Genomic DNA, 18,285 nt, shown 5'->3' on the forward strand with positions numbered 1-18,285 from the left:
TTTTTAAGGAAGGATATTAACGCATTCCAATAGATGCTTGATATCCTTCTTTTTGTGTGCGGCACTCAAAACGATCCTGCTCATGAGCTGGGCGTTTTTGTCAGGATAGGGAAAACTCGTAACTATAATTTTATGGGCGGCAAGGTATTCGGTCAACTGAACGTTTGAAAACGTAAAGGCAGGATGGTCCTGCATAAAATGGAACTGTTTTCGCTTTTTGAGATGGTCCAAAAAATAGGCGATGTTCCGTTGTAGACGATTCCTTTTTAAACCATATAGGCCATCGGCCTCCAATAGTGTGGCCATGGCCGCAGGGGTAGCCGGACTGGCCCCTCCGAAGAATGAGGTGTCGGCCAAAGCGGCTAGACGCGCCTTAGTGCCGAAAATGGCACCTGCCTGAATACCGAAGCCTTTGCCCAAAGATCCACATACGATAAGTTCCTTGATATTCAGTTTTGCCAAGATGCTATAGACGCCTCCGCCATTTTTACCTACGATTCCCAATCCATGGGAGTCATCGACAACTAAAAGAATTTTGTCCAAAGGAAGAACTTGCAAGGCTTCAAAATGGGGGTAGTTGCATCCAGAGAAATCGATACCGTCCAAAAAGACTACAGGAGTCGTCTTACTAGAGGATAAATGCTCGCGAACGGCAATGTTCAATGCCGCAAAGGTGGTATAGGGTTTGATTTTTTCCTGATAGAGGGCCGAATGGGTGTTGGGCGCATAGAAGAATTGATGTGCTTTGGTATTGAGGGCCTGGGCTAAAAACTGACCGGCCAAATAACCCGACGACAACGAGATACAGGCTTCGCTGCCCACTAAGTCCGCTAAATACGCTTCGGCTTTATCAAATACCGATAAACGGATATTCGATTTTCTGGAGGCCCCATAGTTGGTGCCATACTTCTTGATATTTTTTATAAATAGTTTCTGAAAATCGGCATCGGTCTGAAGGCCCAAGTATGAGGTGCCTCCAAAATAGAGGTGCGAAACCCCGTCAATGGTGATTTTTCTTCCAGGAAATGTATCTATATAGTGGTTCATGGCCTTAGGCTTACTCCTGTTCCGTTCAATCGCGGAAAGATGAGCTTTCCGTCAGGCAATATTTTTACACCGTCGGCAATATCCGATTTGAGTAGCAATGGTCCGTCCATATCTACAAAGTCCAGTTGCGGAACCAGTTGGGCAATGGCGGAAATACCCACGGTAGATTCCGTCATACAGCCCACCATAACCTTGAGTCCCATTTGTTTTGCTTCGTGTATCATACGTAGGGCAGGGGTAAGGCCACTGCATTTGGTGAGTTTGATGTTGATGCCGTTAAAATAGTCCCCACATTGTTTTACATCACTTTCAACGATACAGCTTTCATCGGCAATAACGGGGAGAACGCTGTGTTGCTTCACTTTTTGCATCCCGTCCCAATCATCGGCCTTTAGGGGCTGTTCAAGAAACTCAACGCCCAACTCCTTGAGTAATGGGGCATTGGCAATGGTCTCGTCGGCAGACCAGGCACAGTTGGCGTCTATTCGAAATACGGCATCGGTATGCTGGCGCAGGGCCTTAACGATGGCAACATCGTCTTCGGTCCCTAGTTTGATCTTATAAATAGGCCATGGCATTTCTTTCATTTTTTCCACCATTTTTTCAACGGGGGCGATGCCTATGGTATAATTCGTGGTTGGATAAGAAGTGTTGCCGGTACCCCATATGTCATAAAGGGGCTTCCCTTGTAATTTGCCATAAAGGTCCCAAGCGGCAAGGTCTAACGCGCAGATCGCAAAATTGGATAGCTTTTTACTTGTCAAAAAAGCATGGAAGTTTTCAGGGTGATCGATGTGGAAATCTTCTATTTCTTTTCGGATGGTTTCAATTTCCGCCATCATGCTTTCAACGGTAATGTTGTAGTACGGGTTTGATGTGGTTTCACCATAACCGGTTTTTCCGTCTAAGGAAAGACTAAGGATAAGCGTATCTTGAAAATCGTGTGATTCGCGTGAAATACTAAAGGTGTGTTTTAGGGCTAAAACGTATTTTTTTAAATCTAACTGCATGGTCCAATTGTTTCCACTAATATAAAAAGAGAAAAAAGGATTGTGCCGGTCTTGCGGCTTTTTTTTGAAAAGTTAAAAAGATGAAGCCTGATCTGGGGTTAAACCAAAAACAAGCTGCCGAAAATTCGACAGCTTGCATTGGTGGTTGTATGTAATGTGGCCTTAATACTTGTGTACGCTACCTGAAACCGATTTTTTAGTTTTTACGCTGGCATTGCCCGAATAGGCTATGTTACCTCCGCTACTAGCATCGGCTATAAGCGATTTCGATACATGGATCTTAATGTTTCCGCCGCTGCTGGCATCTGCCGAACAGGTCTGGATCGATAGATTTTTGGCGTTGATATTGGCTCCACTGCTCACATCTACGTCAGCCCGGTTGGCTTGTCCCGATATGTTGAGGTTAGCGCCACTGCTGGCGTCTATTTCCAAGGCATCGGCAACCAATTGAATATTGATTTGGGCCCCGCTGCTACCGTCTATGTCAAGATTATCACTTTTAAGGGCTTTTTCGGTCTGTATCCGCGATCCGCTAGAGGCACTTAAATTTGAAATGACCGGAAGTGAGACATATACGTTTTTAGTGGCACGGCCTATATTCTGTTTGGCGTGGATACGTAATTTCCCGTTTTTAATGTCCGTGGCAATGAGGTCTATGATATTTTCGTCCGCCTCTACTTTTATGTCGAACTCTTTAGATTGCGTCACGTAGACGGCTAGGCCTTCCGAAGCCGATACCTTTGTGAATTCGTCCGTAATATCCCGTTTGTCGGTTACCACGGTTCCGTTACCCTTTTCTCCCGCGCCAAAATCCCCGAGGTTTATGTCAAAACCGCAAGAAGATAAAAATAGCGCTACCAAAAATGCTATTGCAATACGAATTAAAGTTGTCATGATCGTTGTTTTAAGATTGATGTAAAATTGCACTATATGTTGTGTTTTGGCCAGATTTTCAGACTCAAATGTCAAATGTTGTTGCTGAATTGATTACACTGGGCCAATAGGGTGCCCTGGTTTAAATTTTTGGATCAGGTGCTTCTGGTTCTGGATGATTGTCATCAACGTCTATGTTGATGCCATCTTCATTTATGTTGATTTCGTTTTTTCCATTGGCATCGTTTTCATGGGCCTTTATTTGCACCCCTTCTTCATCAATTTTCATTTTGAAAGATTCACCGTCGTCTTGAATATCGATATCGATGCCGTTTTTGTTTATTCTGATCTTGTTCCTTCCATTGCCGTCGTCTTCTTCAATATCTGATATTTCTGGGCATTCTTGACATTTTAACTCCCCGTCGGTACCCATTTTCCATATCTCGCCCTTAATTTCGCAACCGTCAAGGTCCCTATCATTTTTGGCATGGAACCTCCAGCAGTTAAAACCACTTTCTTTGTTGTACTTTAAAAGGGCACCCGCAGGTATGAATATGTTTACCCGTACTTCTTGGTTCATGATTTTGTTCTGACGGGCGGTGGTCAAAAAGTCTTCGAGCAACAAGGTATTGCCTTCTATTTTGTATTCGTAACTGATCTTTTCGGCCAATTCTTCGGCTTTTTTAAAGGAAGAACCATCGGATTCCTTAACGATTTCTATTTTGGCTATCGAGTCTCGTGAACGTTCAATATAAAAGCTGACGTCGTCAAGAACCATAACCTCTTCTCCGGCTTCATTACGCGTAATGGTGAGTCCGTCCAATTCAACCCTTCTTTTGTTCCTGAACCGGGTATCGTAGGCTACTACCTGAATGTCCAATGTATCCGTTAGGTCTCTAAAATAAAGGTCTTCGGTAAGCTCGGAAGTGTCTGAGTAGGCTCTTGCGGCAGCTTGTTTGATACCAAAGACAATGAGCATGATAATCGAGATCAACCAGAGTCCCAATAAAGAGAACTTCGCAATATTACCGATGGACTTTAAGTTGTTGACCAAAATTTTCAAACCTAAATACAAAAGGAAGAAAAACGGAATGCCTATGGCTAAGAAACCGAGTATGGATACGAGCCAAATGGGCATGTTACTGGCATCTACCAGATTGTACATATTAAGGCCAGGTATCTGAACCATATCGGAAATACCCACGGTTATCATGCCTATAAAAAGGCCTATGATAGTCGAGGCCCCGATAATGATCAAGATAATGCCAATGAACTTTCCGATGACCTTAAAGAAGAACATGATAATGTCCCCAAGGGTGTCAAAAAACGACTTACCTCCGCTTTTTACCTTGTTACCTACACCTTCATAATCAACGCTCTTAATTTTTTGGGCAACATCATCAAAGCCTTCCTTGACCTTGCGTTCTATATTGCTGATGTTGACGTCCTCCCCCCGCATATCCAATTTTTGCGCAGTTGTGGCGGCTTCAGGGATCAATAACCAAAGTAGGCCATAGATCAGGATAAACCCACCGGTAGAACCTATGGTCAGAAGTACCCATAAAAGACGGATCCACAAAGGGTCGATATTAAAGTAGTGGGCCAAACCCGAAGATACACCGGCAACGTATTTCTGTTCGGTATCGCGGTATAGTTTCTTTGATTTTCTATGATCGGAATTCGTTCTTCCCGTATGGGGTTCGTCTTCAAAGATATCTTCGTCCACCATATAATCTTCAGGCTGCCCCATGATGGCGATTACCTCGTCTACCTGTTTTATGGTAATGACCTGGCGCTCGTTGTCGAGCTTCTCATGGAAGAGTTCGGCTATACGCGCCTCAATATCGGCCAGTATTTCGTCACTGCCCGGGGTATTGGCGAAAGAGCGCTTTACCGACTCTAGGTAGCGCTGCATTTTGTTGTATGCATCTTCATCCATATGGAAGAGCATATTCGCTAGATTAATGTTTATAGTTTTGTTCATTTTTAGTCTTTTTTTCGCTGTAAGCCCGTAAGGGGGTTGCTGTTACAGGGCGGTTTTTTTAGGTTTATTGATTGTTGGTTACCAAATTTGTAGCTGTTCTTAGCTCGTCCCACGTACTGTCCAGTTCCTTTAGGAAAAGCTTACCTTTTTCTGTCAGGGCGTAGTACTTTCTCGGTGGGCCGGAAGTTGATTCTTCCCAACGATAACTGAGAAGTCCCGCATTTTTTAATCGGGTTAGCAGAGGATAAATGGTGCCCTCTACGACAAGCATTTTAGCATCTTTCAGCGTGGCGAGAATTTCAGAGGCGTATTTGTCTTTTCCGTTTAAGATAGACAAAATACAGTACTCCAAAACGCCCTTGCGCATCTGTGCTTTTGTATTTTCTACATTCATAATTTCGTTTTGCTTTTTATGCAGTTCCTTAAAATTGGGGGAACGTGTCTGTTCGTAAATGGTACCCTGCATAGTGTGATTGTTCGTTTTTTGTCTACTCTGGTTCCGCTGAGGTTATCGCCCCGTGATTAGTGGGGCCCTTGTTGCGGAACCAGGGTAAATTGATTGATGAATAAACTCCTTTTTGATCAGGTATGATGAGTACCTTTTTTATGCTAATGAAGGCTAATGACCCTCGTAATTTTCCAGATGGCTTCGGTCTTTTTCCATATAATAATAAACTTGCCCGGTTCTGATATGGCGTCGGCTTCCTCGTTGTTGTGAAATTTGTGAAAACCAATTTCTACGGCGCCGTATTCGTTAATGGGGTAGACTTCAATACTGCCTTCTACCAACTCTCGTGTTACCTTTCCGCAAATGTTTTTCTTTAAACTATCGAGTAAATCTTGTTTCGAGGTGGTCAAACCTCCTTTGTCGTGATAGAACTCTATGTCTTCGGCGTACATTTCAGCTTGCTTTTCCATATTGCAGCTGTTATACGCTTCAAAGTAGGTACGGTCTAATTGGGTTATGGTTTCCTTTAAGGATGCTTCGATAACAGGCTGCGCCGTCATGTCCGAAAAACCGGAAAGTAAAAGAATCAAGGTGATGACGACGTATAGCTTCATTATTTTAAAAATTTTATGGTGAGGGGGTAGGTAAACTCTTGGCCTTCGTTGGTACGGATAACGGCTAAAATGGTGTAGACTACATTAACGACAAAGAGAGCGCCGTGCGCCAGTCCGGCCATGCCCAAAGGAAAGAGCCAACCACTAAGATTAAAACTCTGACTAAAGTCTATGTTAAGGTTGTTGTAGTCGTTCAAATGGTCTAAACCCAAAAGACTACCGTTCAGTAATCCAGGAAATAAGCCGGCGAAAAGCGGTATACTGATAGCACCCAATACGATAGAGTAGAGTAGTAGGCTAATTTGAAAGTTCAAAACCTGCTTACCGTTATAATCTACAAAGGCATAGTCCCTTCTGTTGGCCGTCCATAATACCAAGGGTATAATAAAATTGCCGAAGGGAATAAAGAATTTAGAAAAGGCCGAGGCGTGTAGCATGGCAGCTAAATTCCGTTCGTGTTTTGTTAGTGTACTTTCCATGACTTAGTAATTTCTTATGCAAATATATGTCTAAAAGAAGGTACTATGCAAAACAAAGTACTGAATATTAACATAGAATTAACAATTGAAAAGACGAAAAAAATATATACATTTAGGAAAAATATATAACACAATGGCAGTATCTACGGGCAAGTTCAACACATTTACATTCTTTAAGTTACCCTCTGCGTGGTGGTGTGGGGTGCGGTTGCGCTATATCGATAAAACCAAGGCAGTGGTAACGGTAAAGCACAAATGGTTCAACCAAAACCCGTTTAAAAGTATGTTTTGGGCGGTACAAGGGATGGCCGCCGAACTAAGTACCGGGGCCATGGTCATCGCCCAGATCAAGGAAAGCGGAAAAAAGATATCGATGCTCGTGGCGAATAACACCGCCAATTTTTCTAAGAAGGCGACCGGTAAGATTACGTTTACCTGTGAAGACGGTCATTTGATCAAAGAGGCCATAGACAAAACCTTGGCTACGGGTGAAGGACAAGCCTTTTGGATGAAGTCCGTTGGGGTAAATGAAGATGGGGTAGTGGTGTCTACTTTTAAATTTGAGTGGACGATACGGGTAAAACAATAATTTTTTCCCATTTTATTGTAACATTTTCCCGTCAAAAGTTAACTAACAATCATCAACGAAAAAACGAATAAGAAATGAACGCACATGAAATCGATTACCAGATTTACGGTGAAGAAATGCAATACGTAGAGATAGAACTAGACCCGCAAGAAGCCGTAGTGGCCGAGGCAGGAAGTTTTATGATGATGGATTCCGATATAAAGATGGATACTATTTTTGGGGATGGCTCCAACCAAGATACCGGGGTTCTCGGCAAGATTTTTTCCGCTGGAAAACGGATCTTGACCGGTGAAAGCCTTTTTATGACGGCCTTTTTAAATATAGGACAGGGAAAAAGACAGGTGAGTTTTGCCTCTCCCTATCCTGGGAAAATCCTTCCTATAGACCTTTCGGAAAAACAAGGCAAGTTCATCTGCCAAAAAGATGCCTTCCTGTGTGCGGCAAAAGGAGTATCGGTGGGTATCGAATTTTCCAAGAAATTGGGTAGAGGTTTATTTGGAGGAGAAGGTTTCATTATGCAAAAATTGGAAGGCGATGGTTTGGCTTTTGTCCATGCCGGAGGTACCATGGCAAAAAAGGAATTGGCAGCTGGCGAAATACTAAAAGTAGATACCGGTTGTATTGTGGGGTTCTCGCAAACCGTAGATTACGATATAGAGTTCGTGGGCGGAATAAAAAACACCATTTTTGGGGGAGAAGGACTTTTCTTTGCTACCTTAAGGGGGCCGGGTACCGTATATATCCAATCCTTGCCGTTCAGCAGACTTGCCGGTAGGGTATTGGCCTCGATTCCAAAAGGAGGGAAAGATAAAGGGGAAGGAAGTATTCTGGGAACCCTTGGCGATATTGTCGGAGGTGACAATCGGTTTTAGCCAAAGCACAAACCGATACAGCGTAGAACATATATAATGAAAAAGCGCAATGGCGCTGAATTTAGATGGATTTTAAAAACCTGGTAGAATTTTTAAAGGCACTCAATACAAACAATTCCAAAGAATGGATGGATGCCAATAGGAATTGGTATAAGGAAGTTCGGGACGATTTTATAAAGTGGTTAGACCATATGAACCTTAGCTTGGCCGAAATCGATGCGGAGTATTTTGATACACCAGGCAAAAAAGGAATCAACAGAATCAATAACAACCTCATGTTTCACCCCAATAAACCGGTGTATAAAGACCATTTTGGGGCAGGCTTGGACAAAAGACCGCTTACGGGCGATTTTTATATTGAAATCGGTATAGAAAGATGTATCATGGCAGGCGGCTTTTGGCGACCCGATGCGGCAACATTGAAAAGTATACGAGATGCCATTGATTATGATGGGGAAAACCTAAAGAAGATTGTTGAGAAAAAGTCGTTTAAAAACACCTTCGGAGGCCTGTATGAAGATGTCAAACTCGTAAAAGCGCCCAAAGGATTCCCCAATGACCATAAATACATTGATTTTTTGAGAAATAAAACCTTTGCCGTGGCACACGAGTTTGCTACTAATGAAGTGTTTAGGGGTGATTTCGAAGAGAAAATTATAAATGTGTACAAAGAAATGCTCCCTTTTAGAAGATATCTCAATAAAGCGGTAACAGTGGTATGATGATAGCGCTTAAATTAATCGTTTTGCATACTTTTGAGGTATTTAGAGATCAATCTCTAGATTTGAAAGGTTTTTCTTGTTATATTTTAGGGGGGATATGGAACTACAAGACTTTAAACAGCTACGGGTTTGGATAATAGACGATGATCTCGTCTCACTATTTGCTGCCAGATACGGAATAGAGCAACTGGGCAAACCTTATACCGTATTGGATTTTGACAGTGCGGAGGTCGCTTTGAAAATTTTACATGATAGTCTTGAAGGGGCCGAAGAGCTTCCCGATATTATTTTATTGGATCTTGTGATGCCAAAAATGGATGGTTGGGAGTTTTTGGAGAAATTTGAAGAATTGCCTATGCATGTTAAAAAAACCGACATTTATATACTATCCGCATTTTTAAGTACTAAGGAAAGGCAGCGGGCAAAGCAGCATTCAGAGGTGAAGGGCTATTTTGATAAACCTATTTCTAAAAGGGCCTTAGGCCGTATTTTTGGTGAAAAGGAAAATGCCATTTAATTTATTACATCTTTCATGGGCCGTTTCGGCCCGAACAAACCCATAGATCAACACGGTGAAAAACGGCAGTATTAAGAATATAAAAAAAGAAGTGCTCTCCGATAATTGGTATACACTCAACAAATATGTATACGATTACCAAAAAGAAGACGGTTCTTGGGAAACTCAGGAAAGAGAGGCCTACGATAGGGGGAATGGAGCCGCAATTTTACTTTATAACCAAAGAAAAGGTACAGTGGTTCTTACCCGTCAATTCCGAATGCCGACCTATATCAACGGGAACTCAAATGGAATGATGATCGAGGTCTGTGCCGGACTTTTAGATGGTGATAATCCGGAAGATTGCATCAAGAAAGAAGTAGAGGAAGAAACGGGCTATCAGGTCGACAATGTGGAAAAGGTATTCGAATCCTATATGTCACCGGGTTCGGTTACCGAGATCCTTCACTTTTTTATAGGCGCCTACGAAGAAAAAATGAAAGTAGGTGTAGGCGGAGGAGCGGAAGACGAGACCGAAAATATTGAGGTGCTCGAGTACCCGTTCGAAACGGCAATGGCCATGATCGCTTCCGGCGAGATCAAAGATGCCAAGACCATTCTTTTGCTACAGTACGCCGCAATCCACAAATTATTGGAATAGTATTTCCTGAGAACGATACTAATCTAATAGGTTTCCGCAACCTGACGTAGCACCTGTTGCATTCGCTTTTTTACTTCGGAGGTAGGCTGCCTATAATGATTGTTCATAAAACTAAAAATCAAAGTCTTGCCCGATCGGGTAATGAGGTAGCCGCTTAAACAGTAGTTATTGCTTAAGCTTCCTGACTTTGCATAGAGTTTCGGTACCCCTCCATCGTAATCCCATCCTTTTAAGGTCCCTGAAACCCCGTTCTCGGGAAAAATGGCAAACAGCCTTTTTCGGGCCATACTTTGGTATAGTTTATCGAGCACATTTACCATAGCTTCGGGAGTAAACAGGTTGTAACGTGATAGGCCTGATCCGTCTACCCATCTTGGGGCTTGACGAAGGTCCTGTAAATAGTTTTCCAAAACGTAATCTCGGGCTTTTTTACCGCTAAGGGTGTCCGATAGGGTGGAAGAGGCCAGGATTAAGAGTTGTTCGGCGATAAAATTATCGCTCTCATGCATCATCCGTACGTAAAGCGAATCGGTGGGTATGCCGTACAAGGTTTCTTTCTTAGGGGTATAAGCGGGCTTGCCTAGGCTGATGTTCTTGTTTAAGGCCGCTTCCAGTAACTTTTTGGTCAGGACGGAATCGGTTCTATAGGGTATTTCTACGGTGTCTCTTCTAGAAGGCGCAACGTAAAAGGTGTTCTTTTCCAAATCCCTGTTTCTGCGATGCCAATTGCGTACGATGTTCCCTTTAAATAATTCGGGTATTACCTTGGTCCGTGAGATGCTCACGACATTGCCGTAAAGTGGCATTGGGGTCATTTCGGGCTGGTAGTAATAGTCGTAGTCGTCCCATGCCCAACCTTGACCTAGCTTTTCCCCCTCAAGATTGTTCAGGTCGAGTTCTATGTTGGCGTGGCGCTTTAGAAAGTTTAGGGCCGTACTATCCTTAAAGTAAGGATGTAGGGCCGCCGGGTCTCCGGTGCCTTGAACGTAAAGTTTCTTGCCCTGTTGCCAATATTTGAGGGTAGGAACTTTATCGGGCAGCAATTGAAGCGAAGCGAATAAGGTGAAGATCTTGGTGTTGCTTGCAGGGGTAAAGTATTTCTTACTTTGGTAGGCATAGAGGGTGTCCCTGTTTTCGGGGTCGAAAACCAATAGTCCCGTAAACTGGTTTTGGTAAAAAGTAGACGAAAGAATGGGGTCGGTCTGCTTTTTGAGGGTCTTTTTGTATGAAGAACAACTAGTTATGAAAATAGCTATCGAGAAGGCGATTAAAATTTTTTTCATGATTTTTGACATGTGTAAGAGCCCGTTATACATGTGTTTAACAAGAATTTGGCTAACATTTAACAACACACATGCAATATAGTAAATGCATAATTGTTTAACTTTATAAGGAGAGAATATCTCTTAGACAACTAATAACTTAAACATTTTGAAATATGGCTAGAGCTATGCTTGAGTACTCTAAAACAGTATTGAAAAAAGTTAGTTTTGACACAAAATTGTTCATCAAAGAATTACAAAAAGCAGTTACTAGGTTACTTCCCGAGGAAGTAGATGAACTCAAACTCTGGTTACAGCAATACATCACCGATAAACCAGAACTAAAACAAACTCTTATCTATTTAAAAGCATAATAAAAGCCCTCTGATCCAGAGGGCTTTTTTTTTGTAAAGCAACTATCATATCCCATCATAGCACAATCGTTTGTGATAGGGGAGCTATTTGTTGATAGGACTGATAATTTTAACGTCCTGAAAGGCAATGGCGCCTCGTACGACACTCGATATCACTTCCCTTAGGGCATTCGTTATTTGTATCTTAAGTTCGCTCTTATGGTAGATCAAGCTGATTTCACGTGCGGGCGACGGTTTTTCAAAGTACTTTAATTTCTCTTTCTTTTTTTCGTCCAAGACCAAAGTGTTCAAATAGGGCAATAACGTCATACCCAGGTTTTCATCGGCGAGATTGATCAAGGTTTCAAAACTGCCGCTTTCCAAACGAAATGCCTCTTGACCGAGATTTCTCGGGGCCTTGCACAGGTTGATGACATTATCCCTGAAGCAATGCCCGTCTTGTAGTAAGAGTACATCATTGATGTCTAGGTCTTCCGGGGTTATGGTCACGGCCTTGCCAAGACGGTGTTCTTGGGGTACGTAGCCTACGAAAGGCTCGTAATACAAGGGTCTTTCCTTGATAAATTCTATTTCCAAAGGCGTAGCGGCAATTGCGGCATCGATATGGCCGTCTTGAATATTGCGGATAAGGGTCTCCGTACTCTGTTCCTTTATGATCAAGTTTACCTTGGGGTATTTGTTGATAAAGGTTTTTAGAAACATGGGCAGTAAGGTCGGCATAATGGTAGGGATGATTCCCAAAGTATAATCACCGCCAATAAACCCTTTTTCTTGGTCGACGACATCTTTGATCCTGCTGGCTTCGTTTACAATGTTTTTGGCCTGGGCCACTATTTTTTCGCCTACTTCCGTAATGGAAATGGGCTTTTTGCTCCTGTCAAAAATCAAGACGTCGAGTTCGTCTTCCAGTTTTTGAACCTGCATGCTTAATGTAGGTTGGGTGACAAAGCTTTTTTCTGCTGCTAATGTGAAATTCTTGTACTCGGCAACGGCCAGTACATATTGTAGTTGGGTAATTGTCATTTGCTATAAGTTCGAATGATAAAAATATAAAAACTATCAATGATATCAATCATGATAAGGGGGCTAATATTGCGTACCTTTATACTATAATTTAAACAACAGAAACCATGAAACTAAATAGCATAGGATTAAGTGAAAAAGACTCAAAATCATTGAGTGAGGACTTGAACGAATTGTTGGCTAATTTTCAGCGTTATTACCAAAATTTAAGAGGTATCCATTGGAATATTAAAGGAAAACGCTTTTTTGAACTCCATCCAAAGTTTGAAGAGCTTTACAACGAGGCCAACCTTAATGTAGATGAAATTGCCGAGCGTATATTGACTCTTGGGGGAGTGCCTTTACATACCTTTGAAGATTATATTGAAAGTTCAAAAGTCCCGGTAGGAAAGAATATTACCAAAGATGAAGAAGCTATTCGTTTGATCGTAGATTCCCTAAAAGAGCTTTTGGTTATAGAAAGACGCATTTTAGACGCTTCCGATAAATCAGGTGATGAAGGAACCAACTCTATGATGAGTGATTTTATCACAGGTCAAGAAAAGACCGTTTGGATGATGAAAGCTTGGTTGGCCGAAGAAATATAGTATAGGCGTTTATAGCCTTAAAAATCCCCGATGGAACTAGAATCCGTTGGGGATTTTTTTATTTTTCTTCTTCCGGCTTTTTTGTGTCAAAGGATTAAAATCAAGGCAAGCCTAGGTGTAGAAAGCAAGCGCTTCGTCTCTTTTGCTTCCTCTGAATTGGGATTTAAGTGTAAGCGTGTGTTATTTCACTTGTAAACCCTTATCTGAATATGCTTGCTTATGTTTATATTCGAACAACATTTAATCGATAGGGTAATGAAGATTTTATTTATAGGGGGACAGGGAACATTAGCACGGCCTCTAGCCGTTTGGCGCTTGAAAAGGGGATAGATCTGTATCATCTAAACCGAGGGACCAAGAAAGGTGGCCTAACTGGGGTTCAGACAATTTATGGCGATATAAACAAACCGGAAGAACTGTCTGAACTGCAAAAGCACAGTTGGGACGTGGTCGTAAATTGGATCGCTTTTACCCCAGAGGATATAGAACGGGATATTACATTGTTTCATGGTAAAACGAAGCAATACATTTTTATTAGTTCTGCGTCGTGTTACCAAACTCCTTTGCAGTATCCGATAATAACCGAATCTACACCGCTGTGCAATAATTTATGGGATTATTCACAGAATAAGATCCGGTGCGAGGACCGCCTGATGCAAGCCTATAGGGAAAAAGGTTTCCCTGTAACAATCGTACGCCCCTCTTTGACCTATGATACCGTAATACCCATCGCTATTGGCGGTTTTAGGGAGTATACCACTGCCGACCGCATCATTAAGGGAAAGGAAATTATCGTTCACGGAGACGGTACGTCTTTGTGGACGGTGACCCATGCCGACGATTTTGCAAAGGGTTTTGTAGGTCTGTTGGGCCTCACCACAGCCATTGGACATGCCTTTCATATCACTTCCGACGAAATACTCAGTTGGAACATGATTTATAGGATTTTTGCCGATGCACTTGGTTTTGAAGCTAGGGTAGTGCACATTGCTTCTGATTTTATCTGTAAGATAGAACCCTTGTTTACGGGAACTTTATTGGCGGATAAGGGGGAAAGCGTCATTTTTGACAATAGCAAGATCAAGACTTTTGTTCCTGGTTTTAAGGCGACGATTCCTTTTTCCGAAGGAATCAAAAGAACCTTAAAGTGGTTTGATGAAAACCCCGAACACAAAATTGTCAATGAAGACAAGAACCGTCAAATAGAACGGATACTCCAAGCGTATAAATCGCTTTAACCTGCCTTCTACTCCTTCTTGATGGCTTTGGCAATGGCTATACTCATCGGGTTTTTGGTGTCTTCAAGCTCGGCAATGATTTTCGGGTGGTCTTGTTTGCGGTTGCGCGACAGTTTGTACTGCGCTTGAATATCGGTGATCTCGATCTCAAAGCCTATAACGCCTTTCACTTGTTTTAGTGTGTGGGGCGACATCTTCTTCAGGGAAATAGGTTCTTTCGAATGGGCTTCGTATTTGTCGACCAAGCGGTGCATGGAGGCCATGACTTCTTCTTCGCTCAATATGCTCAATTTTCCATAGACATGAACGGCGATATAGTCCCAAGTAGGTACTTCTTCATCCTTGTACCAAGATGAGGAAATATAGGAATGCGGTCCGTTAAAGATACATAGTACTTCTTCGTTTTGGTCAAACTCGTGCCATTGCGGGTTGGCTTTGGCAATGTGGGCCGTGAGCACTTCTTTTCCTTCTTTGTTTACCTCTAGTTCTAAGGGAATGTGCGTTGCCCAAGGTTTGTTTTGATATTGGCTTACGAGAATGCCAAAACTGTTCGCTTTTAGGAACGCTCTAATTTCTGAAGCATTTTCATTACGGTGATGGTTAGGAATAAACATAAGCTAAGTTAATTGTCAGTTCTTTTGAAACTGTGTTTTAAGAAATTGTAAAAGTATTTTTTAATGCGAATATTAATGCGATTGAAGCAAAGTCTATTACAAACATTCCGTAAATTTAAATTCACTTTAAAAATAAATATATGCCATTTATAAAGAACAAAAAAGGAAAAGAAACTGTAGATATTTATTATGAGGATTATGGTTCTGGGCAACCGGTTATACTCATTCACGGATGGCCTTTAAGTCATAAGGCGTGGGAGCAGCAGGTTTGGAAAATTGTAGAGGAAGGTTATAGGTGCATATCATATGATAGAAGAGGTTTTGGGGCATCTTCGGCACCGTGGGGAGATTACGATTATTCTGCACTTGCCAGCGATCTAAATACCATTATTGAAGATTTGAATTTAGACAATGTGGTAATTGTTGGCTTTTCTATGGGTGGAGGGGAAGTAGTACGTTACTTCACTGATTATGGGGCGGACAAAATTGCAAAAGCAGCTTTAATAAGCTCTATAATTCCATTGGTAAAGAAGAAAGAAGATAACCCTGATGGCGTTCCGGAAGAAGTTTTGGATGGAATAAAAGAAGCATTGCAGAAAGACAGAGTTGGTTTTTTGAAGAATTTCCACAAAGGATTTTATAACTATGAGGATAATACGGATAGAATGAGTGAGGCACAGCTTGATTATGATTTCAGTATCGCGTCACACGCTTCCCCCAGGGCTACGATCCAAGCTGCCTTGGCATGGATGCATACCGATTTTAGACCTGAATTGAAGAATGTTACCGTACCAACACTTATTGTTCATGGTGATGCGGATGCTACCGTGCCCCAGGCGACTTCCGCTGATCAGGCCGCAAAAGGAATCAAGGATAATCAGTATGAAGTAATTAAAGGTGGGCCTCATGGACTGAACTTGACTCATGCCGATGAGTTGAACGAACTTCTGATTTCTTTTTTAAAGAAGTAAGGGAAGGTTTTTAATGAAAAAAGCCCGAACCTGATAAGGTGCGGGCTTTTTTATGCGCTTGTACGGGCTATTTTTTAAGTGTTGCCAGTATCGGCAGATGGTCGGAAATGTGTTTGTTGTTTTCCATACGGTCATCAATGTGAATGTACGATAGTACGGTGAGCCCTTCAATAAAGATATAGTCGATGCGTCGGTCAAGTATGCGTTTATGGTCAAAGCCGCTAAAGGTTCCTGTAGGGCCATAAAGCGGTTGAAGTGAGGCTTCTTGGCCGTCTGTCATTTCTTTTTTCAGAAATTGGATAGGCTTTGTATCAGGTTCTAAATTGAAATCGCCCGTAAGGACCACGGGGATTTTATCCGTGTTGATTTCCTTGATTTTCTTAACGATAAGCGCTGCCGACCTTTCACGGGCCTCGGTACCGATGTGGTCAAAATGGGTGTTGAATACCCAAAAGCGTTGTTTGTTCGCCTTGTTTTCGAACAATCCGTAGGTGCAGATCCGCTCCATGGCAGCATCCCATCCTACACTGATCTTATCGGGGGTGGGAGAGAGCCAAAAGGTGTTGGATCGGATGAGTTTGAATTTTTTACTGTTGTATAGAATGGGGGAAAATTCCCCTTTCTTTTTTCCGTCGTCCCGGCCTACACCAATGGAGTTGTAATCTTCCAATGCGCCATCCAAATAAGTCAATTGGCGGTACAAGACCTCTTGCATGCCGATAAATTCCGGGGCATAATGCTTTAAAAGCTTCACCATGTCCGTTTTACGGTCGTTCCAATTGTTAACGGTGTCGTTTACGTTGTCAAATTTAATGTTGTAGCTCATTACCTTGAGGTCTTGGGCTTGCACTGTGTACAAGGCCAGAAAAAGAAATGAAAAGAAAATAGTTCTTAAGGCCATTTGATATTGTGGTATTGGTATATAGGGGCAATTTAAGTATTTCCCATTTTATATTTCTTAAGAAAAACATATTAAACCATTATTTTTTTGGCTTCCATGAAGCCTGGAAAAGAAAAACCGTAAGAAGAAAAAGACGCCTATTGGAATCGAGATCTTCTTGCGGTAATTCTAGTGGTTCAAAATTATGGACGACGCTAATTTAATCGTCTCTACGCGGTCTACTTGAGTTGTTGCGATTGTTCGCACTTCTGTTGTTCGAGTTTCCCGAGCGATTTCTATTTCTGTTTCTATTGTTGTTCCTTGAACGGTTCGGATTAGGTCTCTGCTGGGGCCTTTTTTCCTCTTCGGCAGCTGGTTCGTCATCCCCATCGGTAAATTGGTGTTCCGGCATACGCGGCACCTGTTGTTTAATGAGTTTTTCGATGTCCTTTAAATATGGGCGCTCTTCCCTGTCACAAAAGGAAAGGGCTATACCACTGGCGCTGGCCCTTCCTGTTCTTCCGATACGGTGTACGTAGGTTTCGGGCACGTTTGGCAGATCGTAATTGATGACCAAGGAAAGGTCTTCAACATCTATTCCCCTTGCGGCAATATCCGTGGCGATCAATACGCGTAGTTTACCGTCTTTAAAATCGCCCAAAGCCTTTTGTCTGGCGGTCTGTGATTTATTGCCATGTATGGCGGCCGACTTGATATCGGCCTGCGATAGTTTTTTGACTATTTTATTGGCGCCGTGTTTGGTACGTGAAAATACCAGAACCGAATCCGAGGGTCTTTCGTTGATCAGGTGGACCAATAATTTAGGTTTGTTCAACTTGCTTACAAAAAAGAGACCTTGGTCAACTTTCTCGGCAGTCGCCTGTTGTGGTTTTATGGTCACCCTTTCAAATGCGCCCAAAAGCGTTTTTGATAATTCCACGATACTGGTCGGCATGGTGGCGGAAAAGAAAAGGGACTGTCTTTGCTTGGGAAGCTTCGCGATAATTTTTTTGATATCGTGAATAAAACCCATGTCGAGCATTTGGTCGGCTTCGTCCAAGACTACAAACTCGATATCCCTTAGGGAGATAATGTTTTGGTTCATTAGGTCTAATAACCTTCCGGGGGTGGCAATAAGCGCATCAACACCGTTACGTAGGGCATTGACTTGTCGCTGCTGTTTTACACCGCCAAAAATGACGGTATTTTTAACATGCGTATACTTGCTGTATGCGGTAAAGTTATCGGCTATTTGAATGGCGAGTTCCCTAGTCGGGGTTACAATGAGCGTTCGTATACGCCGCTTGCCTTTGGTCTGCTCTGGGTTGTTGTGCAAATGGTGTATGATCGGAATACTGAAGGCAGCTGTCTTTCCGGTTCCTGTCTGCGCTACGCCTAAAAGGTCTTTTTTGTTTAGTAAAATGGGAATGGCTTGTTCCTGAATGGGGGTTGGATTCGTATATCCTTGTTCCTCAATAGCTTTGAGTATAGGCAAAGCAATACCTAAATCTTTAAATGTCATGTATATTTAATAAGTGGCA

At 42.3% G+C, this 18,285-nt stretch carries 21 protein-coding genes; 9 read left to right on the top strand and 12 right to left on the bottom strand.

Features of this window, described 5'->3' with window-relative positions; translation table 11 throughout:
- Positions 1 to 3: 3 nt before the first annotated feature.
- The 7 genes from B4Q04_RS12780 to B4Q04_RS12810 form a co-directional block, all read right to left on the bottom strand.
- Positions 4 to 1,047, bottom strand: coding sequence for an aminotransferase class I/II-fold pyridoxal phosphate-dependent enzyme (locus B4Q04_RS12780; RefSeq protein ID WP_013991531.1), 1,044 nt, complete (start codon positions 1,045 to 1,047; stop codon positions 4 to 6).
- Positions 1,044 to 2,057, bottom strand: a complete 1,014-nt coding sequence (locus tag B4Q04_RS12785) for a dipeptide epimerase (protein WP_088697043.1) — start codon at positions 2,055 to 2,057, stop codon at positions 1,044 to 1,046. The genes B4Q04_RS12780 and B4Q04_RS12785 overlap by 4 nt, the downstream gene beginning before the upstream one ends.
- 162 nt (positions 2,058 to 2,219) lie before the next feature.
- On the bottom strand, positions 2,220 to 2,951 hold the full coding sequence (locus tag B4Q04_RS12790; protein WP_013991529.1) for a head GIN domain-containing protein: 732 nt from the start codon (positions 2,949 to 2,951) through the stop codon (positions 2,220 to 2,222).
- A gap of 121 nt (positions 2,952 to 3,072) precedes the next feature.
- Entirely contained in the window at positions 3,073 to 4,914 is a 1,842-nt protein-coding gene (locus B4Q04_RS12795) for a PspC domain-containing protein (RefSeq protein WP_088697044.1), read from the bottom strand.
- Positions 4,915 to 4,978: 64 nt separating this feature from the next.
- On the bottom strand, positions 4,979 to 5,308 hold the full coding sequence (locus B4Q04_RS12800; protein ID WP_046287670.1) for a PadR family transcriptional regulator: 330 nt from the start codon (positions 5,306 to 5,308) through the stop codon (positions 4,979 to 4,981).
- 215 nt (positions 5,309 to 5,523) lie between these two features.
- On the bottom strand, positions 5,524 to 5,976 hold the full coding sequence (locus B4Q04_RS12805) for a nuclear transport factor 2 family protein (protein WP_088697045.1): 453 nt from the start codon (positions 5,974 to 5,976) through the stop codon (positions 5,524 to 5,526).
- Positions 5,976 to 6,455, bottom strand: coding sequence for a DUF4870 domain-containing protein (locus tag B4Q04_RS12810; protein WP_088697046.1), 480 nt, complete (start codon positions 6,453 to 6,455; stop codon positions 5,976 to 5,978). Before B4Q04_RS12810 ends, B4Q04_RS12805 begins: the two co-directional genes overlap by 1 nt.
- A 133-nt stretch (positions 6,456 to 6,588) precedes the next feature.
- Here B4Q04_RS12810 and B4Q04_RS12815 point away from each other — a divergent pair, with 133 nt between their 5' ends.
- The 5 genes from B4Q04_RS12815 (at position 6,589) to nudK (ending at position 9,795) form a co-directional block, all read left to right on the top strand.
- Positions 6,589 to 7,044: a DUF4442 domain-containing protein gene (locus B4Q04_RS12815; protein ID WP_088697047.1), complete on the top strand. Its 456-nt coding sequence runs from the start codon at positions 6,589 to 6,591 to the stop codon at positions 7,042 to 7,044.
- 74 nt (positions 7,045 to 7,118) lie between these two features.
- Positions 7,119 to 7,916 (top strand): TIGR00266 family protein, encoded by a 798-nt coding sequence (locus tag B4Q04_RS12820; protein WP_013991523.1) that lies wholly within the window; start codon positions 7,119 to 7,121, stop codon positions 7,914 to 7,916.
- A gap of 65 nt (positions 7,917 to 7,981) precedes the next feature.
- Entirely contained in the window at positions 7,982 to 8,638 is a 657-nt protein-coding gene (locus tag B4Q04_RS12825; RefSeq protein ID WP_088697048.1) for a DUF2461 domain-containing protein, read from the top strand.
- A 97-nt stretch (positions 8,639 to 8,735) separates the two neighbouring features.
- Positions 8,736 to 9,155 carry a two-component system response regulator gene (locus B4Q04_RS12830; RefSeq protein WP_013991521.1) on the top strand — a complete coding sequence of 140 codons (420 nt, stop codon included), beginning with the start codon at positions 8,736 to 8,738 and terminating at the stop codon, positions 9,153 to 9,155.
- A 55-nt stretch (positions 9,156 to 9,210) separates the two neighbouring features.
- Positions 9,211 to 9,795 (top strand): GDP-mannose pyrophosphatase NudK, encoded by a 585-nt coding sequence (gene nudK, locus B4Q04_RS12835; RefSeq protein ID WP_013991520.1) that lies wholly within the window; start codon positions 9,211 to 9,213, stop codon positions 9,793 to 9,795.
- A gap of 23 nt (positions 9,796 to 9,818) precedes the next feature.
- Here nudK and B4Q04_RS12840 read toward each other — a convergent pair whose 3' ends face one another.
- Positions 9,819 to 11,078: a D-alanyl-D-alanine carboxypeptidase/D-alanyl-D-alanine-endopeptidase gene (locus B4Q04_RS12840; RefSeq protein WP_088697173.1), complete on the bottom strand. Its 1,260-nt coding sequence runs from the start codon at positions 11,076 to 11,078 to the stop codon at positions 9,819 to 9,821.
- A gap of 155 nt (positions 11,079 to 11,233) precedes the next feature.
- Here B4Q04_RS12840 and B4Q04_RS12845 point away from each other — a divergent pair, with 155 nt between their 5' ends.
- Positions 11,234 to 11,431: a hypothetical protein gene (locus tag B4Q04_RS12845; RefSeq protein WP_046287259.1), complete on the top strand. Its 198-nt coding sequence runs from the start codon at positions 11,234 to 11,236 to the stop codon at positions 11,429 to 11,431.
- Positions 11,432 to 11,515: 84 nt separating this feature from the next.
- On the opposite strand, the gene B4Q04_RS12850 is transcribed toward B4Q04_RS12845, so the two are convergent.
- Positions 11,516 to 12,454 (bottom strand): LysR substrate-binding domain-containing protein, encoded by a 939-nt coding sequence (locus B4Q04_RS12850; RefSeq protein WP_013991517.1) that lies wholly within the window; start codon positions 12,452 to 12,454, stop codon positions 11,516 to 11,518.
- 107 nt (positions 12,455 to 12,561) lie between these two features.
- Between B4Q04_RS12850 and B4Q04_RS12855 the strand changes: the two genes are divergently transcribed.
- On the top strand, positions 12,562 to 13,041 hold the full coding sequence (locus B4Q04_RS12855; protein ID WP_013991516.1) for a Dps family protein: 480 nt from the start codon (positions 12,562 to 12,564) through the stop codon (positions 13,039 to 13,041).
- Positions 13,042 to 13,349: 308 nt separating this feature from the next.
- Positions 13,350 to 14,279, top strand: coding sequence for an NAD-dependent epimerase/dehydratase family protein (locus B4Q04_RS12860; RefSeq protein ID WP_236631019.1), 930 nt, complete (start codon positions 13,350 to 13,352; stop codon positions 14,277 to 14,279).
- A gap of 8 nt (positions 14,280 to 14,287) precedes the next feature.
- Here the strand turns inward: B4Q04_RS12860 and B4Q04_RS12865 are convergent, their stop codons facing one another.
- Positions 14,288 to 14,893: an FMN-binding negative transcriptional regulator gene (locus B4Q04_RS12865; RefSeq protein WP_013991514.1), complete on the bottom strand. Its 606-nt coding sequence runs from the start codon at positions 14,891 to 14,893 to the stop codon at positions 14,288 to 14,290.
- 140 nt (positions 14,894 to 15,033) lie between these two features.
- Here B4Q04_RS12865 and B4Q04_RS12870 point away from each other — a divergent pair, with 140 nt between their 5' ends.
- Positions 15,034 to 15,864 carry an alpha/beta fold hydrolase gene (locus tag B4Q04_RS12870; RefSeq protein WP_013991513.1) on the top strand — a complete coding sequence of 277 codons (831 nt, stop codon included), beginning with the start codon at positions 15,034 to 15,036 and terminating at the stop codon, positions 15,862 to 15,864.
- Between the two features lie 67 nt (positions 15,865 to 15,931).
- On the opposite strand, the gene B4Q04_RS12875 is transcribed toward B4Q04_RS12870, so the two are convergent.
- Both B4Q04_RS12875 and B4Q04_RS12880 read right to left on the bottom strand, forming a co-directional pair.
- Positions 15,932 to 16,765: an endonuclease/exonuclease/phosphatase family protein gene (locus tag B4Q04_RS12875; RefSeq protein WP_013991512.1), complete on the bottom strand. Its 834-nt coding sequence runs from the start codon at positions 16,763 to 16,765 to the stop codon at positions 15,932 to 15,934.
- A 199-nt stretch (positions 16,766 to 16,964) separates the two neighbouring features.
- Positions 16,965 to 18,266, bottom strand: a complete 1,302-nt coding sequence (locus B4Q04_RS12880; RefSeq protein WP_013991510.1) for a DEAD/DEAH box helicase — start codon at positions 18,264 to 18,266, stop codon at positions 16,965 to 16,967.
- Positions 18,267 to 18,285: the final 19 nt, after the last annotated feature.

Origin of the sequence: Zobellia sp. OII3 (assembly GCF_002211465.1) — a bacterium.
Lineage (GTDB): Bacteria > Bacteroidota > Bacteroidia > Flavobacteriales > Flavobacteriaceae > Zobellia > Zobellia galactanivorans.